Below are 24383 nucleotides of genomic sequence, written 5' to 3'. Positions count from 1 at the left end.
TTAGATCTTTCTCAACTATTCTAAAATGTCTTAGCTAGTAATTTATTTAAATCTGCTGTTTCGCTTTGATTGCCAAGTATCTATTTACCACATTAACAGTTAATTTTTGAGGTGGAGTTAGCAAACTTAAAATACCATGTTTCGTTAATTCCTTAACCATTAATTTCTTTTCGAAAGCAAATTTCTCGGCAATGGTTTTAATATAAATGCCTTCTATATCTTGTGCTGGTTCTTCACTTAATGATTTCAACGTGGTATTCTCAAAAAACACCACTAATAACAAATGGAATTTAGCAATGCGTTTTAAAAAGGGTAATTGTCTTTCTAACGCCGACATACTTTCGAAATTAGTAAAGAAAACCACCAAACTTCGCTGCTTTAAAACTGCCCTTACACTAATATATAAAGCTTCCATATCGGTTTCCAGATAGCGAGTTTTCTCTTTATACAACACTTCCATAATTTTGTTTAATTGCGTTGGTCGACGATCGGCTGGCACTAAACTCCCTGTTTTTTCGGCGATGGTAATCAGCCCTGCTTTATCTTGCTTTACTAAAGCTACGCTACTCAAAATTAAGCTGGCGTTAATGGCATAATCTAGTAAGCTTAAACCTTCGAAAGGCATTTTCATTGCCCTGGACTTATCGATTATGCAATAAATATGTTGTGCTTTTTCATCGGTAAAAGAGTTGACCATTAAATCGCCTTTGCGAGCTGTTGCTTTCCAGTTTACAGTTCTATAATCGTCTCCAGCAACATAGTTCTTAACCTGATCAAATTCCATACTATGACCAATTCGTCTCATTTTCTTTATCCCGATATCGGTTAAACGATTTGACACAGCCATTAATTCATATTGTCTCAACTTTAAAAACGAGGGATAAACGGGTACAATCTTATCAGCCCCAATATTAAATCGACGGCTTATTAAGGCCAAAGGTGATTGCACATATAATCTCGTCAATCCAAAATGATATTCACCGCGTTTAGTTGGTCGCAAGGTATAGGTGATTATTTTTTGCTCTCGCGATGATAAATTAGCTGTAAACCATAAATCGCGTTTTTGGAATTGAAATGGAATTTCATCGATAATTCCTACACTAATTTGAAAAGGATAAAAGTTTTCGAGGTAAATCTTAAGTTCATTATCATCGCCATTGCTTAACCGTTCTGGCACATCTCTCCGAAGAAAAACGCCCCTATCATTTCTGTACAGTAAAAAGATATCTAGTAAAACTAGAACCATTAATATGCCAAAAAGGATGTAAGGTAAATCGCCTAAAAATGGCATGAAAAAAGAAAATAAAAACAGGGTTACGCATACGCCAATGGCGATGAATAATCGTTTACCTAAAAATAGGTCTGTATAATATTTTCTAAACAGGTTCTTCATTTACTATCTCGGCACTTCTATTTTTTTAATAATTTGTGCAACCACATCTGCCGTAGTTAACCCTTCCATTTCCTTTTCTGGACTTAGCATAATGCGATGCGCTAACACAGGCGCAGCTACTTTTACAATATCATCTGGTGTTACAAAATCACGACCAGCCATTGCAGCAATAGCTTTTGCCCCATTTACCATAGCCAAAGATGCCCTTGGCGATGCTCCTAAATACAACGATTTATTATGTCGGGTTTCATGCGTAATTTGCGCAACGTACGCCAGCAATTTAGGTTCAACAAACAATGATTTGATAGTTGCTCTTAACGCTTTAATTTGCTCCACCGATAAAACAGGTTTAATTTCTTTTAATTGGTCTTCTGTTCGTTGTTGATGTTGGCTCGTTAATATTTCTATTTCTTCTTCTAACGAAGGATATTTAACTTCGATTTTAAATAGGAAACGATCCAATTGTGCTTCTGGCAAACGATACGTTCCTTCTTGTTCTATTGGGTTTTGAGTTGCCAAAACCATAAAAGGTTCTTCTAATTTGTAGGTGTTTCCGTCCACTGTAATTTGGCGTTCTTCCATCGCTTCAAATAACGCAGATTGCGTTTTTGCGGGCGCACGATTAATTTCATCTACCAAAATGATATTGCCAAAAATAGGTCCTTGCCTAAATTGAAATTCTGCTGTTTTAGGGCTAAATACTGCTGTTCCTAATACATCAGATGGCATTAAATCTGGCGTGAATTGTATTCTAGAAAATGTTGCTGAAATACATTTTGCTACTAATTTAGCGCTTAAGGTTTTCGCTACACCAGGCACACCCTCTAATAAAAGATGTCCATCTGCCAATAAACCTGCAATTAAAAGATCTATAGTGTCTTTTTGACCAATAATTACATGGCTTAAAGATTGCCTAATTTGATCTACTGCGGCACTTAATTGGCTTAAATCGGTTCGTTGATTAAACATTTCCTGTTCCATTGTTATAATTTAGTTTTTTATTTAGCCCTATATTTTTAACCACATAGGCACATAGTTTAGTTATCTGGTAGCGTACTAAAATATTCATTTACAAAAGTCTTTTGACCTTCTTTAAAAATATTTGAGCTATTAAAGTTAATAAGGATGCCCTTAGGGCATCGTAATAGTTTCATATAGGTCAGAAGCTGAGCATCAAACACTTTTGTCATTTCATTCACTGATTTTAATTCTACCACTACACATTGTTCAACAAATAAATCACATCTCAAATCTATATCCAATACTTTGCTTCTATAAACTATAGGAACTTTCATTTCAGTAAGAAAATTTATTTTTCTATATAATAGTTCTTCTATTAAACACCTATGATATACGCTTTCTAACAATCCTCGTCCCAATACTTTGTGAACTTCAATAGCACTTCCTATAATCTCATAAGTCAAATCGTCTAAGTACTTTTTTGTCAACATAACTATGTGTCTATGTGGTTGTATATTATTGGTCTTGTTTATAAAATTGTTCAATTAATTTATTTAGACGGATTAGCTGTTGGTCTTTCACCATTTGCCCCGCTTTAAGGTATGTTATTTCTTCTAAAAGCTCATCGATTATATCTGCATTTGCACCAGAAATTTTAATCAGCGATTCTTTAAATTCTTGGTTTAAATCCAAAGTTTTTAGGCGGTATTTATTCCGGATATACTCTAATAAATAGCTTACTTTTTTCTCTGCAATATCTCTATTATTGCGCTGCTGGTAATACACTCGCCCTACTACTTCGGCAAATTCTACAGATGTATTTTTTAATCTTTCTATTACTGGAATTATCCGTTGTCTTCGTTTAATTTCAAATAAAATGAACGCCACTAAACTAAATAGCGCAATGTAATAGGCCCATCGTAATTCATCGTATTTAAAAAACACTCTTAAAACTGAATGATCTTGCGCATCAGGCCGGGTAAAATGTTCGTTCCAAATTAAGGTTTCTGCTTTTGGCAAATAAGAAAGCACTTTAGATGCATAATCCAAACCATCCTCTTTGAGCAGACTATAATTGGTTAACAATTGTGGATTTGGTAAGATAAACAAAGAGCCTTTACCAAATTTGTATTGAATAAAATTGGAAAACTTATCTTCCTTCTTCCCTAAAACAATAGCTCTTGCGGTATCTACATTTAAAAAATATTGCTCGCTTATTCCTTTATCAAAATAATAATCAAGGTCTCTTTTTAAGGATGGATTAACAAAGTTGATAGGATATTTTCGTTTATTCTGGAAGTTGAAATCGGATGCAATTTGTAGTTTTAACTTATCTAGTAAACCACCTTTAATTTGAAAAGCAGCAATAAAAATATTGTTTCCGCTTTGCATATATTTTACCATTTCTCGGTAATCGAGTTTATCTACACTTAAGTTTGAAGCAATAATAAAATAATTAGATTGACCTTTTGGTTGCTCTCTTAAGTTATTATAAACAGCAGATTGAACAGTTTTTATTTTTGTATTTGGAAAAATATCATTAATTCTTTGGCGTAAAATGTAAGTGCCAAATGGAATTTTATCTTCAGAAAGATAAGTGGGCGCCCAATTAGTTGGCTTTGGTTTAAAATATTGTGCAACCAAATAACCCACTATTAAAATGCTACCAATTATTAAATATCTTCTCAATCCGCTGTTCATATCGTTTTTTGATTAAACTGTAAAAAGGATTGATTAATTGGTTCGAAACTACTTTTATCTATAAAAAACTCGCCGTACCAAATGTATTCGAATTGGTTAGTTAGCGTATTAAATTCTTGTTTGTAGTTTTCATTTTCGAGCTCTAAAACATAAGCCTGATTGGTTTTTTCTGGCTGCCAGTTAATGAGCTGTTTATCGCTTAAATGCTTTAAAGTTTTTAAATATAACAGTCGTACCGCGAGGCGATAATTTCCGTTTTGCAAAGCGAAATCAATTTGTTCATCGAAATCAATTTCATGAATGTTTTCTAAACTTTCCTCAAATGGTATGGCTACTGCTTTAGATTTTCCCGTTAGGAATTTATAATCTAAACCAATTAATTTAATAACCGCAAATACAACTATGGCAATTACAACAGCGATTAAAACATATTTTATAATGCTGCCGGTAATTCCTCCACTAAAAATATTATTGATTAAACGCCAAATCCATCTCCAAAAACGATCCCATAAGCTTAAACTTTGTGGTGCAACATCATCATAAATAAAGTCTTTTTGTACACTATATTTTTTAACTGCCGTTTCATCAAATTTTCGTAGATCTACTTTACTGCTATCTGATTTTAAAATAATACCTTTTTTAACTACGGCAGGTTTAGCAACTGGTTTTTGCACAGCAGTCGCGTGGGCATTACTAGTCCATATAAAAACGATAAAGAAAACCAGCAGTAAGCGCATTTAATATTCTTCTGGAGTTTCGGCTTGATTTGAATTTTGACCCAAACCATCAATTCTATTTAATAAGCCAAGGCTTTCTTTTCGTTCTACTAAATTGAAATAAATTAGTGTTGAACAAATGATTGGAAGAATCATAAATATATAAGCAATCTGTTGCGATACTGAAGAAACAAAAGCATAGGTTTTTGTAATGGGTTGTTCTGCATGTGTAAATGCACTGACCATTGCAATAATTATGGCAGGTAATTGTACAATCATACTGCAAGCGTAAAATATAACATAGATGACTAATAAAGTTGCAGCGGTTACCCACCATTCATTTTTTAGTAATTTGAATGATCGTTCAAAAGCGTGTGAAAAGTTTCCGTTCTCTATAATCATAACTACATAAAATAATGTTACTGCTGGGAAAACGTACACACCAGGAATTAAACAACACGCAAAGCATAGACATAAGAAAATTGTCATCAAAAGTCCACTTCCCAACATTCTGAAAAAGTAATATTTAAAGTACGCCCATACTTCAGCAACCGTTGGTGGTAAATTTCCCTTTTCTACATACAATGTAACGTAACTTAAAACCGAAACATACATGGAGGTATAGCTTAAAATCATAAAAATGATAACTATTACATAGCTAAATCCCATGTTATAATACTTTGCAAACGGGCCGCTACCTGGATAACCCCCACTTTCCGTTAAACCAACTAACTGCATTTGAGCAATTATTGAACTTAATATTCCGCCTAAAATAAAAATGCCGCTTAGCGAGAAAAATGCCGCCATTAAAGGCTTAAAATTCTGTTTAATGAAGAGAAAAGTATCTCCAATAATATCTCCAAATTCTCTTATTTTTTTAAATTCTACTTTATCTTTCATGAGTTTACTGTTTGAGTGCGTTTATATAGTTGTATTGGATAAATGATTACATACCAAATCATAAAAATTAAGGAGCCAGCTAAAATACTAATGCTTAACCAAATTGGCATTTCGGTATGACGAGTAATAAAGCTTTCGAAAAATGCAGCCATTAAAATGATTGGAATAATACCCAAAGCTATTTTTGTGGCATCTTTGGCGCTGTTTTTAAAGGCGACTAAACGTGTGTGCGTTTTTGGAAAAAGTAGGCCATGACCTAAAACTAATCCGGCACCGCCCGCAATAATAATGGCTAATATTTCTAACGTTCCGTGAATCCAAATGACTAAAATAGATTGCGTACCTAAACCTTTGCTGAAGAAATAATATTCGAATGCGCCAAGCATAATTCCATTTCTGAGCAGAAAAAATACTGGTCCAATTGACAAAAGTGCTCCACTTACAAACATCACAAACGAAACCCAAACGTTGTTTGCTGCAATTTGAAAGAACATTTGAAATTCTCCTGTTTTCTTGTAAACACCAAACGGATCTCCCTTTGCAATATTTTCATTCGTCATGTTTACATAACTATCGCCCATAATTAAGCGAACAAAACGATCATCATACTTGGCAGATAATGCTCCAATGCTAGCGGCGATAATGAAAAAAATAAATGAGTAAACTATCTGCTTACGATATTGATAGAATAATAACGGTAATTCGTATTTCCAGTAGCGGGCAAAACGACCTTTTTCTTCTTTTTTATTTTTATAAATAGATTGGTGTAAAACAGATGCAATACCATTTAAATATCCTGTAGTTTGAGATTTTGGATAAAAGGTTTTTGCATACGCCAAATCGTTTGTAATATCTATGAAACGATGGGCCAATTCATCGGGGTTATTCGTTTGTAAAACTTCGTAGCTTTTCCATTTATCGGAATTCTGCTTCACAAACAGCGCTTCTCTCATAAAATAATTTCCCGGGTTAAATATTTCTGTTAAAATAAAACAAAATTTCAATTAGTCAATAAAAAATAAAAATCCCTATTATATTTGAGACTATGGAAACCGTTAAAGTAAATACTAGTCAACATATTGATATTGATTATCCCGTTGCGGGCTTAGGCGAACGTGTTGCCGCTCGATTAATTGATTTCGGTTTGTTTATAGCAATATTTATTATCTTTTTACTGTTGTTTCAAATGATTGGATTATCGAGTGGTGGCAGTATTTTTAGCTTTATTCCATTTATTATTTACGCGGTTGGTTTCGTATTCTACGATTTATTGTGTGAGATTTTCATGAATGGTCAAAGTGTTGGTAAACGTTTATTAAAAATTAAAGTCATCAGCCTTGATGGCGCACAAGCGAGCCTAGGACAGTATTTTATACGGTGGGTTTTTAGAATAGTAGATTTTACGTTAACGCAATGGTTGGGCGCATTAATTTGCGTAGCCGTTACAGATAATAAGCAGCGCATTGGCGATATTGTTGCGGGTACAACGTTAATTAAAACTGTGCCGCGTACACAATTTCAACACATTGCTTTTCATCCAGTTGCCGAAGAATATAATCCAGTTTTTGATAGTGTACACCAAATGACGGATAGAGATATAGAACTCATTCACGAAGTTTTAAATACGTATTACAAAACTCGAAACCACGATTTAATTTATCACATGGCAGCTAGAGTTTCTAATCATTTGGGTATTGTTATGCCTAACGGGATGAATGAACTTGAGTTTTTAAAAACTGTGATTATGGATTATAATCAGCTTACTTCTAGAGCGGTTTAGTTTTTTCACCACCTAAGAAACCTTAGATCATCTTAGCACATACTTTTATAAATAAGCTTAGGTTTTCTTAGCTGTCTTAGGTCGTAATTTATTTAAACACAGCTACAACCGCATTCGAAACTTTTACTGCCCATTCGCTGTACATTTTACCAGAGGGATGTAACCCATCGCTAGCTACTAAAGAAGCATCTGTTGCTGCATTTCTAGAACCTGGTGTAATATCAATATAACTCACACCTTTTGCTAAAGTTTCTTCTTTACAAATAGCATTAAATGTATCAATTTCTTGTGCAATGGTAGCTGTATTTCTCCCACTTCCTTTTCCAAAAGGTGTTACACCCCAATCGGGGATTGAAATCACAAAAACATGTTTTTTATTTCCGCCAGCAAAGCCGATAGCTGTTTGTAATAATGCTGCAAATTGTACGCGATATTCTGCTTGCGAATTTCCTCTATACTGATTATTAACCCCGATGAGCAAAGTAACTATATCGTAAGTTTCAGTAATTTTTTCAGCTTTGATAGCGGCTTGCAGTTCATCCGTTGTCCAACCTGTTTTTGCAATAATTTTTGGAGCAGCAAACTTTAATCCTTGCTCATTTAGCATCGAACTTACTTGATAAGGGAAACTTTCTTTTTGAGGAACAGCTTCGCCAATGGTATAAGAATCGCCGAGGGCGAGATAAGTTAAGGATGATTTATTTGTTGGAGACATCTTTTGGATTGCATTTTTACTACAACTCAATAATAAGCATAATGATAAAAACCCAAGGCTAAATTTCATCTTTTAATTTACGTAAAATTTTATGATGAAGATTTAAACCAATTAAATTAATTCCATTTTAAATAACTGAGCGATATGATTTTTGAGTTTTCCTTTTACTTCTTCCATATCCAATTTTCTACCCAATTCTCTCTCCAACGAAGTAACATCTTTATCATCTATCCCGCAAGGAACAATGTTTTTAAAATAATCTAAATCGGTATTTACATTAAATGCAAAGCCATGCATGGTTACCCATCTGCTACAACGCACACCTAATGCACAAATTTTACGAGCTTTTTCATTGTCTGCATCTAACCAAACACCTGTAAACCCAGTATAGCGACCAGCGGTAATTCCGTAATCTGCAAGTGTTAAAATCACGGCTTCTTCTAGTGTTCTTAGATATAAATGGATATCGGTGAAAAAATTATCTAAATCTAAAATTGGGTAACCTACAATCTGACCAGGGCCATGATAAGTAATATCACCCCCACGATTAATTTTATAATAAGTAGCTAGTTTATTCTTTAAGCCTTCTTCATCCAATAATAAATTTTCTGGATGCCCGCTTTTGCCTAACGTATACACATGCGGATGTTCGCAAAAAACAAGATAATTCGAAGTTTCAATTTCAGTGTTTTCAGTTCTGTTTTTGCCTTTTAAGGCAACCGTTTCATCAAATATTTCTTCTTGTTTTGCCCAAGCATCTTGATAATCTGTTAAACCCCAATCTATAAACTTAACTACCTTATTCATCCTTTTTAATTAAGCAACAACATAACCCAACATATAACCATCTTTGGTTTTAAAATAATTCACGGCTAATTCCTTTGTACCATCTGGTAATTCTACCAAGGCTTGCAATGAACCTTCATCTTTTAATTTAAAAGGCTTAATATGTATATGTTGTTTAAACTCTAAACCCTTTTTGCCATGCCATTTGTAAATTGCTTCTTTAACACACCAAGCAACATATAAACCATTGGTATTATCGCCAATTTGTTTTTGAGCAAGCTCAACATCAGATAAAAATTTATGTTTAATGCTTTTAATTTTCATTTTAATCAATTCGATATCCACCCCAACTTTTTTATCCTTACTAATTATTACGGCAGCATAATCATACGAATGACTTAAAGAAATATGAGTGTCAGAATTAACTAAATACGGTTTGCCATGATCATCCATTCGACAATCTATATAATCTGCTGTATTGAGCATGGTTCGCAGCAATAAACGCGTACTTAGCCAATGTAATGCTCGTTTTCCATTACTTAAAGAAGCGATAACATCCAGCTCATGCTGTTTAAGTTGTAAACCAGAGAGTAACTGTTCTTCCGTTTCCTCAATTTTCCATACCGAAAGTATGGTTTGATCATCAATTTTTTTATTAAAAACTACTGGCATCTCTTATTTAGAAAATCAATGCAAAAGTATCTTAAATTAATCATAATTTAGTCCAAAATACTTATAAAATGATACTGTCAGATAAACGCATACTCGAAGAAATAGACAAAGGCACCATTATTATAGAACCATTTAATTTAAACTGCCTTGGCACTAACTCTTACGATGTGCATTTGGGCAAATACCTGGCTACATATAAAGATCGTGTTTTAGATGCTAAAGCACACAATAAAATAGAGCATTTCGAAATACCAAAAGATGGATTTGTACTACAACCTGGCACTTTATATTTGGGTGTAACACTAGAATATACCGAAACTCATGCTCATGTTCCATTTTTAGAAGGCAAAAGTAGTACAGGTCGTTTAGGTATTGATATTCATGCTACCGCTGGCAAAGGCGATGTTGGTTTTTGCAACACCTGGACATTAGAAATTTCTTGCGCACAACCCGTTCGTATCTATGCGGGCATGCCTATTGGTCAGCTTATTTATTTTTTAGTTGATGGTAGTATAGAAAATATGTACAACACTAAAAACGATGCTAAATACAACAATAAAACTACCAAACCAGTAGAAAGTATGATGTGGAAAAACACATTTTAATTAATCAACTAACTTTTTAATTACATTATTTCAATTAAGCCTTAGGTTTTTGTAACTTAAGGCTTTATTATTTTCACACAATGAAACGAAAACTTCTAATCCTATCCATTGCGCTCCTCTCTGTGTTCAGTTTTTCTGCCTTTATAACTGATGATGATCCATTTACCGAATTACTCAAAAAGCTCGAAGAATTTGCTAAAAAGTATCCACAAGAAAAAGTTTATCTCCATTTAGATAAGCCTTATTATGCCGTGGGCGATAACATTTGGTTTAAAGCTTACGTAGTTGATAGTCGAACTTCTGAACCTTCAACGCTAAGCAAAATCTTATATGTAGAATTAATTAATGAAAAGGATTCTATTAAAAGACAAATCAAATTGCCTATGCAAAGCGGAATTACGTGGGGAGATTTTAAGCTGACCGATTCGTTAAACGAAGGAAATTACAGAATTAGAGCGTACACACAGTGGATGAGAAATGCCGGACCGGAATTCTTTTTTGATAAAACAATAAAAATTGGGAATTCTTGGGCGAATAAAGTTTTCACTAAAACTAACAATCAATATAGTACCGAAAATAATGCAGAAAAAGTAAATAGCACTATTCAATTTTCAGATAAAAATGGCAAACCATATGCAAATAACTTAGTCAATTATGAGGTACAATTAAATTCGAGAAATATTACTAGAGGCAAAGCAACTACTAATGAAAATGGTGAAATTAATGTTGCAATCCTTAATACTCAACCTAATGTATACAAATCGGGTAAAATTACTGCCACCATTACAATGGCTGATAAACAAACCGTTGTTAAAGTTATTCCAGTAAAAACCACTTCTGCAGAGGTTGATGTTCAGTTTTTCCCAGAAGGAGGAAATTTAGTTGAAGGTTTACCGAGCAAAGTTGCTATCAAAGCAATTAATGCAAATGGTTTAGGAGAAAATGTAAGCGGTAGAGTTTTAGATAATGAAGGTAGCGAAATTTTAAAATTTGAGACAGCTTATTTGGGTATGGGAAGTTTCATTTTAAATCCGCTGCCAGGCAAAACTTATACAGCAAAAGTTAAACTTACAAACGGTTCTGAAAAAACTATTGCCTTACCTAAACCACAAGCCAGTGGTTATGTACTTTCCGTAAATAATACAGATAGCGCTAAAATGAACATCAAAGTAATATTAACTACCGATGTAATGAATAAAGGCGAACTTAAATTAGTAGCACAACACAATGGCAATGTATATTTTGTAACCAAACTTTCATCAGAAAAACAACTAATTTCAGTAAGCGCTCCTAAATCCGAATTTCCATCAGGTATTGTTCAACTCACTTTGTTTTCTGCCGATAATTTACCCGTTGCAGAACGATTAGCTTTTGTAAATAACAGCAATGATAAAATTGCCCTAAATGTTCAGAATTTAAAATCGGATTATGACAAAAGAGGAAATGTAGATTTAATATTCACTGCAACCAGTAATGCAAAACCAATAGAAGGAAGTTTCTCAGTCGCTATTACAAATACAGCTGCAGTTGCTCCAGATTTAGAAAACGAGAGTAATATTTTAACAAGTCTTTTACTTACATCAGATTTAAAGGGTTATGTAGAAAAACCAAATCACTATTTCTTAAACAACGATTTAAAAACACGCACCCAATTAGATAATTTATTACTTACACAGGGGTGGAGGAGAATAAATTGGAACAACATTATCAATAACCAATTTTCAGCTATCGCGTATCAAGCAGAAAAAAGTCTAAAAATAAGCGGCACGCTTACCAAAGGAGGTAAACCAGTAGTTAAAGGAAAAGTAGTACTCTTTTCTAATTCTAACGGCTTTTTTGTTGTTGACACCTTAAGTGATGCCAATGGTCGTTTTAACTTTGATAAAATTGATTTTACAGAAAATATCAAATTTGTGGTACAAGCCCGCACCGATAAAAATAACAAAAACATACAAATAGACCTAGATGTGGTACCTGGGCAAGTAGTTACTGTAAATAAAAACACTGGTGATGTTGAAGTTAATGTGAACGAAACCTTAATGCCTTATTTAGCACAGAGTGATAAATATTTTGATGAGCAAACTAAAAGAGGCTTATTGGACAGAACGATTACGCTTAAAACAGTTAACATTGTTGAAAAGAAAAACCCAGCTCCTAATTCATCGAATTTAAATGGTGCTGGTCGTGCAGACTTTGTAGTTACAGCTAAAGATTTAGAAACTGCTTTCTCCCTTTCCATGTATTTACAAGGCAGGGTTGCAGGTATAATGATACGCGACGGAAAAGCCTATTCTACACGGGCGAATGGAGGTGCAATGAGCATAGTTTTAGATGGAATGAATATGGGAAGTGATTTCCAATTAGACGACATCATTGTACAAGATATAGAAAGTGTTGAAGTGTTAAAAAGTATAGGCAACACCGCAATTTATGGCAGCGGCGGTGCAAGTGGTGTTATCGTAATTACCACAAAAAGAGGTGCTGGTACAGAAAGTAATTACGCCAGATATGCCCCAGGCATAGTTACCTATGCACCGAAAGGGTATTATCAAGTTCGCCAATTTTATTCACCAAAATACGATGCAACCCCCGATCCTAAACCAGATTTAAGATCAACTGTATATTGGAACCCTCACGTAGTATCAGACGCAACTGGTAAAGCAAACCTAAATTACTACAACACAGATCAAACTGGAACATACAGAATTGTAATAGAAGGAATAGATGTAGATGGAAATTTGGCCAGAAAAGTAATTACTTACCAAGTAAATTAATATGAAAAAAAGACTAATTGTTTGTTTTGTTGGCCTATTATCTCTCTTTAGCTTCTCTGCATTTATTGTAGATGAAGATCCATTTACAGAGTTGCTAAAAAAATTGGAAGAGTTCACAAAAAAATTTCCGCAAGAGAAAATTCATCTTCACTTGGATAAACCTTATTATGCCATTGGCGATGATATTTGGTTTAAAGCTTATGTAATAGATAGTCGTGATCAAAAGCCAACAGCAATTAGTAACATTATTTATGTTGAGTTGATTAATGAAAAGGATTCAATCCAAAAACAACTCAAATTATCAATGAAGGGTGGTATTGCTTGGGGAGATTTTAAATTAACCGATTCTCTAAATGAGGGCAATTATCGTATTAGAGCCTATACACAATGGATGCGAAATGCTGGATCAGCATTTTTCTTTGACAAAACCATAAAAATTGGAAATTCTTGGGCAAACAAAGTTTTCACTAAAACAAGCAGTCAATTTACTACGGAAAATCTCATTGAAAAAGTTAGTACAACTATTCAGTTTACCAACAAAGATGGCAAGCCTTATACAAACAGTGAGGTCAATTATGAAATTCAATTAAATACAAACAAGAGTTCTAAAGCAAAAACTACAACAAATGCCAATGGCGAAATCAAAATTCCTATAATTAACACGCAACCAAACCTCTCTAAATCTGGAAAAATACTTGCAACTATTACCATGCCAGATGGTCAAAAAGTTGTTAAAAACATCCCCATAAAAACAACATCGAATGCGGTCGATGTTCAATTTTTCCCAGAAGGAGGAAATCTAATCGCTGGCCTCCCCTGCAAAATTGCTATTAAAGCAATTAATACCAACGGACTTGGAGAAAATGTAAATGGAGTAATTATAGATAATGATGGGACCGAGATTTCAAGCTTCGAGACTGTTTACTTAGGCATGGGTACATTATCGCTAACACCAAACGAAGGGAAAACTTATAGCGCAAAAATAAAATTTGCAAATGGCACAGAAAAAACCATTAACCTACCAAAAGTAGAACCAAGCGGATATGCATTAGCTGTCAATAATACCGACACCTCAAAAATGGCAATCAAAATCATGATGAGTCCGAATCTCCTCAACCAAGGCGATCTTAACTTAATAGCACAACATAACGGCACCATTTTTTTTGCAACTAAAGTTTCTACAGCCAAGCAGATTGCAACTGTAGTTGTGCCTAAAATTAATTTCCCATCGGGTATTGTTCAAATTACACTTTTCTCTCCAAATAATACCCCAGTTAGTGAACGTGTAGCTTTTGCAAATAATGCTGCAGATAAAATTGATATCGACTTACAGAATTTAAAATCAAGTTATGGCAAAAAATCAAATATGGATTTGACGTTAGTAGCTTCAAACAATTCTAAAATTACACAAGGTAGCTTTTCAGTAGCCGTTACTAATTCATCTGTGGTTATCCCTGATATAGAAAATGAAAGCAATATATTAACAAGCCTTTTACTCACTTCAGATTTAACAGGTTATATAGAAAAACCCAATCATTATTTTTCAAATAATGATTTAAAAACCCATATAGAATTAGATAATCTTTTACTTACCCAAGGATGGAGAAAGATAGATTGGAAAGCGATAAATAACCCCTCTATACAAACCCCTACTTATCCAGCAGAAAAAAGCATGAAAATTAGTGGATTAGTAACAACAAATAATAAAAAACCTGTAGCAAATGGAAAAATCACGTTGCTTTCCACAACAAAAGGAATGGTAATGGCAAATACCACATCTGATGAAAATGGTCATTTTAGTTTTGATGGTGTTAGTTTTGGAGATAGTATAAAATTTGTATTACAAGGCAGTACTAAGGAAGGCAAAAAAGATGTTAGAATAGTACTAGATAAATTCCAGCAACAATCAATCGGTGCAAATACTAACAATGGCGATATCGAAACAAATGTAAATACCTCCATTTTAAAATACCTTACAGAAAGTGATAATTACTTTGAGGAACAATACAAAAAAGGATTTTTAAACAGAACAAACCAACTAAAAACTGTAAATATTGTACAGAAAGTTACTAAAGAAGATAAAGCTTCACCAAATTCATCAAACTTAAATGGGCGAGGCAGAGCAAATTATGTGGTAACTGAAGAAGATTTAAAAAATACTCTTTCCTTAGCTCAATATTTCCAAGGCCGTGTTCCAGGGGTAGCAGTATCTACAGAAGAAGACACAAGAGGGCAACCAATTCTTACAAAAGGCAGATTCGAGGCTGCTCCTATAATGGCAGTATCGTTAGATGGAATAGTACTACGTGATTTCTCTTTGGATAATATTGAAGTTTCCGAAGTTGAAAGCATTGAGGTAATTACTGATGTTGCGTTATCAGTAATTTATGGTGTAGATGGATATAATGGAATATTAATTATTACCACCAAAAGAGGTAAGGGCAAAAAAATGTCTGAAATAAGTGCGCCGGGTATCACCATTTTTACACCAAAAGGATATGATATAGTTCGCCAATTTTACTCTCCAAAATACGATGTAAAACAAGATGACAAGCCAGACTTTAGACCAACCGTGTATTGGAATCCTCACGTAGTATCAGATGCAACTGGTAAAGCAACGCTAAACTATTACAACACAGACCAAACTGGAACATACAGAATAGTAATAGAAGGTATAGATGCCGATGGCAATCTCGCCAGAAAAGTAATTACTTACCAAGTAAATTAACCAAACCCTATGAAAACAATAGAAACCACCATAAAAGATCGTCTAGCAATAATTAGCCTCAACAGGCCCAAATCAAACTCATTAAACCGAGAAATGGTTATCGAACTAACCGATATGCTAAACAATATCGAAACAGACCCTAACATTGGTGGTGCAATAATTACAGGCAAAGAACACTTCTTTTCAGCAGGGTTAGATTTAATAGAACTATACAACTACAACGAAGAAGAAGCAAAAAGTTTTTGGCATCTATTTCTAAACTTCGTTGCCAAAATCACCTCCTTCAAAAAACCATTAATAGCAGCAATAAACGGACATAGCCCAGCAGGCGGTTGCGTAATTGCTCTCGCTTGCGATGCCCGCGTAATGGCCGAAGGAAAATATATCATTGGCTTAAATGAAGTTCCAGTTGGTATTATCGTGCCAAACAGCATCTTTAGCCTATACTCATTTTGGTTAGGCAAAGCCCATGCAACAAGAAGCCTATTAGAAGGAAAACTATTTCATCCAGAAGAAGCCCTAGCCATAGGTTTAGTAGATGAATTAGTAAAACCCGAAAGCATTTTAACTGCTGCCGAACGCAAAGCCAGAAAATACATGGCGTACGAGAGAAACACCTGGTCGCAAAGCAAACTAAACATCCGAAAAGAACTAATAGCAAGCACAAGTGCAGATCAAAGTGCCGACCTAGAAATTATGCTAAAACAATGGTGGTCACCAAGCACCAGAGCAATTCTAAAAACAATTATCGATAGCCTACAAAAGAAATAGTAAATGGTTTACGGTCGATAGTTAATAACTTCAACAGGTTAAGCATAATCGACCATTGAACATATGAACCAATGAACAATTGAACCAAATGAACAATTGAACCAAATGAACCAATGACCAACGAAATGTTAAAAGACGATGCCCTAAAAGGTAAAACCATAGTAGTAACAGGTGGCGGCACAGGCTTAGGCCGAGCCATGGGAACTTATTTCTTAAAACTAGGTGCCAATTTGGTTATCACCAGCCGCAAATTAGAAGTACTACAAAAAACCGCCAATGAAATGGCAGCAGAAACAGGCGGACAAGTTTTAGCTGTGCAATGCGATGTAAGAGACTATGAACAAGTAGAAGCCGTACTCTCAGCAACCATCCAAAAGTTTGGCAAAGTAGACGGACTATTAAACAATGCCGCAGGCAATTTCATCTCCCCAACAGAACGCTTATCAGCCAATGCCTTCTCCAGCATTATCGATATCGTTTTAAAAGGAACCGTAAACTGCACCCTCGCCTTTGGCAAACATTGGATCAAAGAAAAACAACCCGCAAGCGTCCTAAACATCGTAACCACCTATGCCTTTACCGGTTCCGCCTACGTCGTTCCATCCGCTTGCGCAAAAGGCGGCGTACTCGCACTCACCAGATCCCTAGCCGTAGAATGGGGTAAATATGGCATCCGAACCAACGCAATCGCACCAGGCCCATTCCCAACAAAAGGCGCATGGGATAGATTATTACCAGGAGATTTAGCCGAAAAATTCGATTTCAAAAACCGAGTTCCCCTAAAACGCGTAGGCGAAAACCAAGAACTAGCCAACTTAGCCGCATTCCTCATCAGTGATTTTGCAGGCTACATCAACGGCGAAATCATTACAATAGATGGCGGCGAATGGCTACAAGGTGCCGGCCAAATGAATGGATTAGAAGCAATACCATCAGAAATGTGGGACATGCTAGAACAAATGACCAGATCCGCCAAAGGAAGTTAAAGTTAACCTAACCACATAGACACATAAAAAACATAGCTAAAACTTATGAAGAACTATGTGCCTATGTGGTAAAAAATAATTCGAAAAGCCAACTCAGTAACACCTATTAAAGCAAGCCCTGCTATCCACTTCAATCTTTTTGTATTAACGTCTTTCGTCATTTCGAGCGCAGCCGAGAAACCTTTAAACAGTGCAATTCAACAACAAGATGATGCAACAAAAAAGTATTTCCGTTACTATCAGGTTTAATAAACTCAAAACAATCTAAAACACTTCGTCATTGCGAAGTACCCCTAAACACCCAAACACCTAGGAGAAACCCAGCTAAGGTTCTCTTAGGTTTCTTAGGTGGTAAAAAACCTACCACAACTATAAAACAACCAACATCACTCCCACTTTTATCATAATCACTCCGACTTATACAGAAGTACATTCCGTTTATACCTATTTTACTCCCACTTATATCAAAGTCACTCCGTCTTTTAACAAAAACACTCCCACTTTTAACAACATCACTCCGACTTATGCAATAGTTACTCCTACTTTTATCATCTGCATTTCCGCAAACATCAACATTACTCCCACTTTCATCACCTCCACTCCCAATTTATTCAGTAAATTTGAATACAACAACACTGCACAAGCTAAAAACCAGACCTACAACCAAAATAAAATCAACATGAAATCATTATTCAACACCCCAGAACGTGAAGAAATCATCAACCGCATTCAATCTATAACCGAAACCAGCGAAAGACAATGGGGCAAAATGCTACCATCACAAATGTTATTGCATGCACAAGCCCCCATTAAAGTGAGCATTGGCGAACTAAAATTACACAGCAACTTAATATTTATGATTTTGGGTCCAATCATTAAAAAGAAATTAATGAAAGAAGAACCCTTCGAGAAAAACCTACCAACCCACAAAAGTTTCATAGTAACCTTCGACCCAAACTTAGAAACCGAAAAGCAAAACCTAATTAGCTTAATTAACAAGTTCGATGCTCAAAAAGAGAACCTTGCCATAAAACATCCAATCTTTGGCAAAATGAGCACACAACAATGGGATGTTCTGCTATGGAAACACACAGACCATCACCTACGTCAATTCGGAGCTTAAGCCTTAAAAACCACTTCCGTAGCACCAAAACCAAACTTCTCTTTGCGGGCATCCATAAAGGTGCGCACCTGCGGATGTTTGCTAATCGTTTTATGAATATGATGTCGCAACGTACCATTACCAACACCATGAATAAACACAATAGAAGGCATCTGATGAACAATCGCTGCATCCAGCATTTGCTGAAAATAACCTAACTGAATATCAATTATCTCCGATTGACCCAAAAACTGATAATCATCTCTTATTTTTTCGATATGTAAATCTATTTCGGTAGCAGGTTTTAAAATTTTTGGTTTCTGGGTTTCCCCTCTAAAAAAACTTTCCTTTAACTTTTGCGCATCAATTAACTGTACGGGTTCATCTAATTGTATCAACCATGCGTATTTGTTAATTTCTGTAACTTGTTTTTTCGCCCCACTGAAATCCTTAGCCTTAAACTTTCTAGTTAAATTTAACGGCGCAACAGGTTTAACATTTGCAGTAGTAAAATACAATACCTGAAAAATAAAATCAGGCCAAATTTCTAAATCACTTAAATTAGCGCTATAAATTTGCGTGCTCGTTTTCGCTTGTACTACACTCGCAAATTCACCTTTATAAATCCCTTTTTTATCCGTCTTTAAACTCAACAACAGCTGATAAGAGGTGTTATTAATTAATGTAAAATGTACCACAGAACTCGCTTTCGAGTCTTCAGCAACCGCTAAAAAAATTCCAGTTTCTTTAAACTCTTCATCAATAACTACGGATTGCTTTTCATCACTTTGTGCAACACGATTTGAACCATGCCCATGCACATGTGTTAAATTTGTAACCGACACAGGTATTTCAAACCCATCTGTATCCGTTACACCCAATGTTTGCGCATCAATAACTCGCGTTACATATCCTTCTCTCTTTTCGTCTACAAAACGAACAAAATCACCTAGTTTGAACATAAATTGTTTTATTATCGTTGTGAGTTGCATGTTTGGGCAACTAGATTAAACATCCAACAATCGTAATTCGTAAATCTAAACTCGTAAATCAACTTTACCATCTAATTAAAGCACTTGCCCACGTAAAGCCAGATCCAAAAGCAGCTAAACAAACTAAGTCGCCATCTTTTATCTTTCCCGCTTCCCAAGCTTCGCACAACGCAATTGGTACAGATGCAGCTGTAGTATTACCGTATTTTTGAATGTTATTAAACACTTTATCGTCGCTTAAACCCAACAATTGCTGCACATACTGACTAATACGCAAATTTGCCTGGTGTGGCACCAATAAATCAATATCCTTTTCAGTTAAATTATTTGCTTTCAACGCTTCTCTTATCACCTCTGGGAATTTTACGACTGCTTTTTTAAACACCGCAGGTCCATCCATATAAGGCAATGCTGCTCCGTCTTCCAATTGTTCGGTCGTCATAAATAGGCCACCCAACTCTTGGTCAGGGTAACCTGGTTTATCTTTCATCCATTTATTTGCATGTGCACCTGGATAAAACATAGCTAAAATTTCTGCATCTGCACCATCGCTATGCAAATGTGTACTTAAAATTCCTTGTCCTTCTTTTTTTGCTGGCTGCAAAACTACTGCACCAGCACCATCGCCAAATATTACAGAAACATTTCTACTTCGAGTTTCAAAATCCATGGCAAAAGAATGTTTTTCGGCACCTACTACTAAAATGTTTTTGTACATACCGGTTTTAATAAACTGATCGGCAACAGAAAGTGCATATAAAAAGCCAGAGCATTGGTTACGCACATCGAGTGCACCAACCTCTTTCATCTTCATTTCACGTTGTAATAAAACCCCACAACCTGGAAAATAATAATCTGGACTCAGTGTAGCGAAAATAATAAAGTCAACATCTTGTGCAGTAATACCAGCCCTTTCGATTGCAATTTTTGCAGCTTCAACACCCATCGTTGTGGTAGTTTCTTCTAATCTATCCGCAAAGCGACGTTCTTTTATACCCGTACGTTCCTGTATCCACTCATCATTGGTCTCCATAAAACGAGATAAATCGGTATTTGTATATATATTTTTAGGCACATAATAACCGATGCCGGCGATTTTCGAACTTTGCATAAAATCTGGTTTGAAGAACAAATGTAATTAATTTGGTTCATAGTCGATAGTTAATGATTTATAGCCATTGTCTATTAACTATGAGCTATTAACTAGTGAAAATTTGCTTATTTTTGTACCATGTCAACAGAAACAAAGGAAGAAACATTTACGTTAGAAGAGATCCTTACCTCTTTAAAAACCGTTCATCGCCTAATTTTATGGAACGATGATGTAAATACCTTTGAACATGTAATTTGGTGCATGATGAAATACCTAGATTATACCGAAGCGCAAGGCGAAAAAATTGCTTTGGAAGTACATAATAAAGGAAAATGTGCCGTACTTGAGGGTTCTTTTACCGAAATGGAAGTTTATCGTAAAATTTTACAGCAAGAAGGGTTGACTGTTACTGTAGATTAGTCATTCTACCACCTTAGCGATATTATATTTTCTTAGCTGTTCTAAGATGTCTTAGGTGGTAATTTAATCCAATTGCTTTAATAACTCTACTAACTCTGCTTGTGTAGTTTGCGTTTTATCTTTTGCATACCAACGATGTAATTGCTCAGCAACCGCATACGCATCATCATTTTCGGCTTTCCATTGCTTTAATAAAGTTTGGAACACCTGTGGTCTTGGTCCCCATTTGGGTAAAATTGGGTTTTTATTTTCATCCAATACTAATAAAACAGGAATTGCTCTTCCACCATTGGTGAGATGACTGTCTATTAGTTCAAGATTTTCATCTCTCAACACTACTCTCATGTTAAACTTTCCTCTCGATTCCTCAACAATTTTATCAAATACTGGCAAAATTTGAGCAGCATCTCCACACCATCCCTCACTAATTACCAAAAAATTATATTTCCCTTTTATAGTCGAAATTACAGTTGATAGGTCTTTATTTAAATACGTCTCTTTCTCAATCCTGTTCATTCTGTGGTTGTTCATTTTTGTATAATGCAACATCTCCGGCGAATGATCTTCTCCAGTAGTTTTACCATCTTGCAGACGCAAATAAACTACTTCACGGTAAACCGAATACGTCATACCTTCATCAAAAATAGCGCTGTAATTGAGCATAATATAGCTGTAATAAAATAGTTACTCCTCGTTTTTTAAACCTTCAAGCCCGAACTTTGTCTTGTATTTAGGAAAACGAATTTACTAAATTTACCAAACTGATTTTAACTCTAACCATTTTATATTAGCTCAATCTTGAAAAGACTGTTACCCTATTTTTTTGCTGTTACATTACTGAGTTTATTTGCTTTCGGCGCTAAGGCTGCAGAAAAAGGTGCTATTAGAGGAAGAGTGGTTGAAGAAGTAGGCGCATTACCTATTCCATACGCAGTAATTTCTCTTTTCGAGGCAACTGCCGAGCAACCTTTATTAACTATACAAACCGATGAAAATGGATATTTCAAATTCATTAACCTTAAAACTGGCACCTACAAAGTAAAGGTTAGTTATGTTGGCTATACTAATCTTTTTGTAAACGAGATTATCATTACGGAGAAAGATTTCGATAAAAATTTAGGTAATCTAAAATTAGGTAACGAACAAAGTAACCTTAACGAAGTTGTGATAACTGCACCCAAACCTTTGGTAGAATTTGCTGCCGACGTAATTACCTATAATGTTGGTTCATCTATTTTAGCAGAAGGAAGCACGGCTACTGATGTGCTTAAAAATGTGCCAATGGTACAAGTTGATATTGATGGAAATGCAACTATTTCTGGCAAAAGAAGCACACGCGTTTTTATAGATGGAAAACCTTCTGATTACATGACTTCTAACATTGCAGATTTGTTAAATGTACTGCCATCAGATGCGATCGAAAAAATTGAAGTAATGACTAATCCACCTTCTAAATACTCTGGCGATGGTGAAGGCATTCTGAACATCGTGATGAAAAAGGGGTTTAAAGTTGGCTTTAATGGAAATATAGGTGTAACTGCAGGAATACAAGGCAACAAAAACACTAATGCCAACGCATCTTATCGTGGTAAAAATTATAACTTAAATGGTAGCGCTGCCTACCGACAAAACATTGGCATAGGAACTAGCGAAAGTTATCGAACTAACTTTTTCCCAGATACCACTTTTTACTACAATCAGTTTAATAATAACCGCAGCGAAAGTGATGGTGGCAATTTTAGGTTAGGTTTAGATTGGGATATTACGCCAAAACAAAACCTACGTCTTTCTACAAATTACAACATCAATAATAGCAATAGCATTTCTGGTAACGACTTTTATTACATTAATGAAGCCTTAACGCCAACTCGTTTGCGCAATCAGCATAACCTTGGAGACGGCAACAGCAACAACTTTGTTTTTAACGCCGACTATAATTTACAAACCGATACAACTGGTGGCAAACTGACCATGGGCATTACCTTAAATACAAATTCGAATAGCGATTTACGTTCTTACAACCGAACGTATGCTTTTCCAGCTAATTTAAATCCTAGTTTACAGCAAAACGATAATGAAGTTAGCAATCGTGGGTTGAATTTTAATTTAGATTATGATAAACCCGTTTTTAATAAAAGAGATCAATTAGAATTTGGTATCGCCTACAATTACCGTAAAAACGATAACGATTTATTGGTTCAGAATTTCAATTATCAAACAGAACAATTCGTCACCAATCAAAACCTCACCAACAAATTCTTTTATAACGAAAACATACTTTCTGGCTACGCTTCTTATAATTACCGCAAAAATGGATGGGGTTTAAAAGGAGGTTTAAGAGGAGAATATACCGATGTAAATTTCGATCTTTCTACTGGAACAAGTTATCACGTTAGCCCTTATTTAAGTTTATTTCCAAATGTATCCTTAAATCATTTTTTCAAAAAGCGATATAATTTTGGTGCAACGTATAGTGTCCGTATTAACAGACCGCGAGAATTTGCCTTAAATCCGCAAGTAAACAATGCAGATACGTTAAATATTTCTTTTGGTAATCCAGATTTATCTCCAGCTTATACCCACCAAATGGATTTCAGTTTCGGCGCTTTCGGACAAAAATGGTCGTTTACACCACGTATTTCTTACTCTACTAGTCGCGGTGTTATTGAAAGATATCGAACTGTTAAAAAGAATGGCGTTTCAGAAAGTACTTTCGATAACGTTGGAACAAACAACTCTTTCGCGGTAATGCTAATTGGAAACTTCCGCCCAACAAACAAAATTTCTGCAAACGGAAACTTTAGTGTAATTCAAAGCAAATACAGTTCAAAATTAAACACAGCTTTAAATAGAGATGGATTAAGTTTAAGAGCATCCTTAGGTTTTTCGATGCAATTGCCTTACAAAACTGCATTCGAATCTAACTTAAATTACGCCAATAACATCAATGCTCAAGGTCGTAATAAAGGCTCTATCAATAGTAGTTTTGGTGCTCGAAAATCATTCTTTAAAAATACATTGAGCGCTCGTATAAGTACAAGTGATCCTTTTGGTCGAAAAAACAATAACTCGTTTAATCAGGGTACAAATTTTACATCGCAAAGCTACTCTACCAACAATTCGAGCAATGTAACCTTCAGTTTAAATTATCGTTTTACGAAAGTAAAAATGAATAAAGTTGTAGTTCCGCCACCGCCACCTGCTAAGCCTTAATTTTTTAACGAAACCTATAAGGTTTTAAAAACCTTATAGGTCTTCACGCTTAAACAAGCTTTGCAATACTATTAAA

Annotated in this window: 22 protein-coding genes; 9 read left to right on the top strand and 13 right to left on the bottom strand. The window is 35.1% G+C overall.

Annotated elements, in window-relative coordinates; translation table 11 throughout:
* Positions 1 to 46: 46 nt before the first annotated feature.
* From GM921_RS13900 to GM921_RS13870, 7 genes are read right to left on the bottom strand one after another with little or no spacing between them, the layout of a single operon-like run.
* Positions 47 to 1393, bottom strand: coding sequence for a DUF58 domain-containing protein (locus GM921_RS13900; protein ID WP_182923237.1), 1347 nt, complete (start codon positions 1391 to 1393; stop codon positions 47 to 49).
* Between the two features lie 3 nt (positions 1394 to 1396).
* Positions 1397 to 2374, bottom strand: a complete 978-nt coding sequence (locus GM921_RS13895) for an AAA family ATPase (protein ID WP_182923236.1) — start codon at positions 2372 to 2374, stop codon at positions 1397 to 1399.
* A 56-nt stretch (positions 2375 to 2430) separates the two neighbouring features.
* Entirely contained in the window at positions 2431 to 2844 is a 414-nt protein-coding gene (locus GM921_RS13890; protein WP_182923235.1) for a GxxExxY protein, read from the bottom strand.
* Between the two features lie 25 nt (positions 2845 to 2869).
* Positions 2870 to 4054, bottom strand: coding sequence for a DUF4350 domain-containing protein (locus GM921_RS13885; RefSeq protein WP_182923234.1), 1185 nt, complete (start codon positions 4052 to 4054; stop codon positions 2870 to 2872).
* Positions 4051 to 4791: a hypothetical protein gene (locus GM921_RS13880; RefSeq protein WP_182923233.1), complete on the bottom strand. Its 741-nt coding sequence runs from the start codon at positions 4789 to 4791 to the stop codon at positions 4051 to 4053. The genes GM921_RS13885 and GM921_RS13880 overlap by 4 nt, the downstream gene beginning before the upstream one ends.
* Positions 4792 to 5670 carry a hypothetical protein gene (locus GM921_RS13875; RefSeq protein ID WP_182923232.1) on the bottom strand — a complete coding sequence of 293 codons (879 nt, stop codon included), beginning with the start codon at positions 5668 to 5670 and terminating at the stop codon, positions 4792 to 4794.
* A complete protein-coding gene (locus GM921_RS13870; RefSeq protein WP_182923231.1) occupies positions 5667 to 6623 on the bottom strand; it encodes a stage II sporulation protein M in 957 nt (318 codons plus the stop codon). The genes GM921_RS13875 and GM921_RS13870 overlap by 4 nt, the downstream gene beginning before the upstream one ends.
* A gap of 92 nt (positions 6624 to 6715) precedes the next feature.
* Here GM921_RS13870 and GM921_RS13865 point away from each other — a divergent pair, with 92 nt between their 5' ends.
* On the top strand, positions 6716 to 7450 hold the full coding sequence (locus GM921_RS13865) for an RDD family protein (RefSeq protein ID WP_182923230.1): 735 nt from the start codon (positions 6716 to 6718) through the stop codon (positions 7448 to 7450).
* An 88-nt stretch (positions 7451 to 7538) separates the two neighbouring features.
* Here the strand turns inward: GM921_RS13865 and GM921_RS13860 are convergent, their stop codons facing one another.
* From GM921_RS13860 to GM921_RS13850, 3 genes are all read right to left on the bottom strand, one after another.
* Entirely contained in the window at positions 7539 to 8165 is a 627-nt protein-coding gene (locus GM921_RS13860) for an SGNH/GDSL hydrolase family protein (protein ID WP_235969840.1), read from the bottom strand.
* A 111-nt stretch (positions 8166 to 8276) separates the two neighbouring features.
* A complete protein-coding gene (gene lipB, locus GM921_RS13855) occupies positions 8277 to 8972 on the bottom strand; it encodes a lipoyl(octanoyl) transferase LipB (RefSeq protein WP_182923228.1) in 696 nt (231 codons plus the stop codon).
* A 9-nt stretch (positions 8973 to 8981) separates the two neighbouring features.
* Entirely contained in the window at positions 8982 to 9623 is a 642-nt protein-coding gene (locus GM921_RS13850; protein WP_182923227.1) for a 4'-phosphopantetheinyl transferase family protein, read from the bottom strand.
* A 68-nt stretch (positions 9624 to 9691) separates the two neighbouring features.
* On the opposite strand from GM921_RS13850, the gene dcd reads away from it, so the two are divergent.
* The 6 genes from dcd (at position 9692) to GM921_RS13820 (ending at position 18610) form a co-directional block, all read left to right on the top strand.
* Positions 9692 to 10228 (top strand): dCTP deaminase, encoded by a 537-nt coding sequence (gene dcd, locus GM921_RS13845; protein ID WP_182923226.1) that lies wholly within the window; start codon positions 9692 to 9694, stop codon positions 10226 to 10228.
* 80 nt (positions 10229 to 10308) lie between these two features.
* Positions 10309 to 13002: a TonB-dependent receptor plug domain-containing protein gene (locus GM921_RS13840; protein ID WP_182923225.1), complete on the top strand. Its 2694-nt coding sequence runs from the start codon at positions 10309 to 10311 to the stop codon at positions 13000 to 13002.
* A gap of 1 nt (position 13003) precedes the next feature.
* Complete coding sequence (locus GM921_RS13835; protein WP_182923224.1) at positions 13004 to 15730, top strand: carboxypeptidase-like regulatory domain-containing protein; 2727 nt, start codon at positions 13004 to 13006, stop codon at positions 15728 to 15730.
* A 9-nt stretch (positions 15731 to 15739) separates the two neighbouring features.
* Positions 15740 to 16501, top strand: a complete 762-nt coding sequence (locus GM921_RS13830) for an enoyl-CoA hydratase/isomerase family protein (protein ID WP_182923223.1) — start codon at positions 15740 to 15742, stop codon at positions 16499 to 16501.
* A gap of 113 nt (positions 16502 to 16614) precedes the next feature.
* Positions 16615 to 17487 carry an SDR family oxidoreductase gene (locus GM921_RS13825; RefSeq protein WP_182923222.1) on the top strand — a complete coding sequence of 291 codons (873 nt, stop codon included), beginning with the start codon at positions 16615 to 16617 and terminating at the stop codon, positions 17485 to 17487.
* A gap of 679 nt (positions 17488 to 18166) precedes the next feature.
* A complete protein-coding gene (locus tag GM921_RS13820) occupies positions 18167 to 18610 on the top strand; it encodes a DUF1569 domain-containing protein (protein WP_182923221.1) in 444 nt (147 codons plus the stop codon).
* Here GM921_RS13820 and GM921_RS13815 read toward each other — a convergent pair.
* Both GM921_RS13815 and GM921_RS13810 read right to left on the bottom strand, forming a co-directional pair.
* Complete coding sequence (locus GM921_RS13815) at positions 18607 to 19551, bottom strand: Smr/MutS family protein (RefSeq protein ID WP_182923220.1); 945 nt, start codon at positions 19549 to 19551, stop codon at positions 18607 to 18609. The two genes, GM921_RS13820 and GM921_RS13815, sit on opposite strands and share 4 nt — an antisense overlap.
* 94 nt (positions 19552 to 19645) lie before the next feature.
* Positions 19646 to 20692, bottom strand: coding sequence for a 3-oxoacyl-ACP synthase III family protein (locus GM921_RS13810; RefSeq protein ID WP_182923219.1), 1047 nt, complete (start codon positions 20690 to 20692; stop codon positions 19646 to 19648).
* A 120-nt stretch (positions 20693 to 20812) separates the two neighbouring features.
* On the opposite strand from GM921_RS13810, the gene GM921_RS13805 reads away from it, so the two are divergent.
* A complete protein-coding gene (locus GM921_RS13805) occupies positions 20813 to 21094 on the top strand; it encodes an ATP-dependent Clp protease adaptor ClpS (RefSeq protein WP_182923218.1) in 282 nt (93 codons plus the stop codon).
* A 63-nt stretch (positions 21095 to 21157) separates the two neighbouring features.
* Here GM921_RS13805 and GM921_RS13800 read toward each other — a convergent pair whose 3' ends face one another.
* On the bottom strand, positions 21158 to 21757 hold the full coding sequence (locus GM921_RS13800) for a thioredoxin family protein (protein WP_182923217.1): 600 nt from the start codon (positions 21755 to 21757) through the stop codon (positions 21158 to 21160).
* A gap of 135 nt (positions 21758 to 21892) precedes the next feature.
* Between GM921_RS13800 and GM921_RS13795 the strand changes: the two genes are divergently transcribed.
* A complete protein-coding gene (locus GM921_RS13795) occupies positions 21893 to 24307 on the top strand; it encodes an outer membrane beta-barrel protein (RefSeq protein ID WP_182923216.1) in 2415 nt (804 codons plus the stop codon).
* Positions 24308 to 24383: the final 76 nt, after the last annotated feature.

Source organism: Pedobacter planticolens, assembly GCF_014172375.1.
GTDB classification, from domain to species: Bacteria; Bacteroidota; Bacteroidia; order Sphingobacteriales; family Sphingobacteriaceae; genus Pedobacter; species Pedobacter planticolens.
The sequence above is the reverse complement of the archived record's forward strand: the minus strand, read 5'-3'. Positions and strand labels throughout refer to the sequence as shown.

What these genes read in the sequence shown, in the direction of transcription:
- GM921_RS13815 (WP_182923220.1), bottom strand. Translation starts at nt 19,551, where the DNA reads ATGTTCAAACTAGGTGATTTTGTTCGTTTTGTAGACGAAAAGAGAGAA.
- GM921_RS13835 (WP_182923224.1), top strand. Translation starts at nt 13,004, where the DNA reads ATGAAAAAAAGACTAATTGTTTGTTTTGTTGGCCTATTATCTCTCTTT.
- GM921_RS13870 (WP_182923231.1), bottom strand. Translation starts at nt 6,623, where the DNA reads ATGAGAGAAGCGCTGTTTGTGAAGCAGAATTCCGATAAATGGAAAAGC.
- GM921_RS13895 (WP_182923236.1), bottom strand. Translation starts at nt 2,374, where the DNA reads ATGGAACAGGAAATGTTTAATCAACGAACCGATTTAAGCCAATTAAGT.
- GM921_RS13875 (WP_182923232.1), bottom strand. Translation starts at nt 5,670, where the DNA reads ATGAAAGATAAAGTAGAATTTAAAAAAATAAGAGAATTTGGAGATATT.
- GM921_RS13830 (WP_182923223.1), top strand. Translation starts at nt 15,740, where the DNA reads ATGAAAACAATAGAAACCACCATAAAAGATCGTCTAGCAATAATTAGC.
- GM921_RS13885 (WP_182923234.1), bottom strand. Translation starts at nt 4,054, where the DNA reads ATGAACAGCGGATTGAGAAGATATTTAATAATTGGTAGCATTTTAATA.
- GM921_RS13880 (WP_182923233.1), bottom strand. Translation starts at nt 4,791, where the DNA reads ATGCGCTTACTGCTGGTTTTCTTTATCGTTTTTATATGGACTAGTAAT.
- GM921_RS13805 (WP_182923218.1), top strand. Translation starts at nt 20,813, where the DNA reads ATGTCAACAGAAACAAAGGAAGAAACATTTACGTTAGAAGAGATCCTT.
- GM921_RS13820 (WP_182923221.1), top strand. Translation starts at nt 18,167, where the DNA reads ATGAAATCATTATTCAACACCCCAGAACGTGAAGAAATCATCAACCGC.
- GM921_RS13900 (WP_182923237.1), bottom strand. Translation starts at nt 1,393, where the DNA reads ATGAAGAACCTGTTTAGAAAATATTATACAGACCTATTTTTAGGTAAA.
- GM921_RS13890 (WP_182923235.1), bottom strand. Translation starts at nt 2,844, where the DNA reads ATGTTGACAAAAAAGTACTTAGACGATTTGACTTATGAGATTATAGGA.
- GM921_RS13860 (WP_235969840.1), bottom strand. Translation starts at nt 8,165, where the DNA reads ATGTCTCCAACAAATAAATCATCCTTAACTTATCTCGCCCTCGGCGAT.
- GM921_RS13840 (WP_182923225.1), top strand. Translation starts at nt 10,309, where the DNA reads ATGAAACGAAAACTTCTAATCCTATCCATTGCGCTCCTCTCTGTGTTC.
- GM921_RS13865 (WP_182923230.1), top strand. Translation starts at nt 6,716, where the DNA reads ATGGAAACCGTTAAAGTAAATACTAGTCAACATATTGATATTGATTAT.
- GM921_RS13825 (WP_182923222.1), top strand. Translation starts at nt 16,615, where the DNA reads ATGACCAACGAAATGTTAAAAGACGATGCCCTAAAAGGTAAAACCATA.
- GM921_RS13810 (WP_182923219.1), bottom strand. Translation starts at nt 20,692, where the DNA reads ATGCAAAGTTCGAAAATCGCCGGCATCGGTTATTATGTGCCTAAAAAT.
- GM921_RS13800 (WP_182923217.1), bottom strand. Translation starts at nt 21,757, where the DNA reads ATGCTCAATTACAGCGCTATTTTTGATGAAGGTATGACGTATTCGGTT.
- dcd (WP_182923226.1), top strand. Translation starts at nt 9,692, where the DNA reads ATGATACTGTCAGATAAACGCATACTCGAAGAAATAGACAAAGGCACC.
- GM921_RS13850 (WP_182923227.1), bottom strand. Translation starts at nt 9,623, where the DNA reads ATGCCAGTAGTTTTTAATAAAAAAATTGATGATCAAACCATACTTTCG.
- lipB (WP_182923228.1), bottom strand. Translation starts at nt 8,972, where the DNA reads ATGAATAAGGTAGTTAAGTTTATAGATTGGGGTTTAACAGATTATCAA.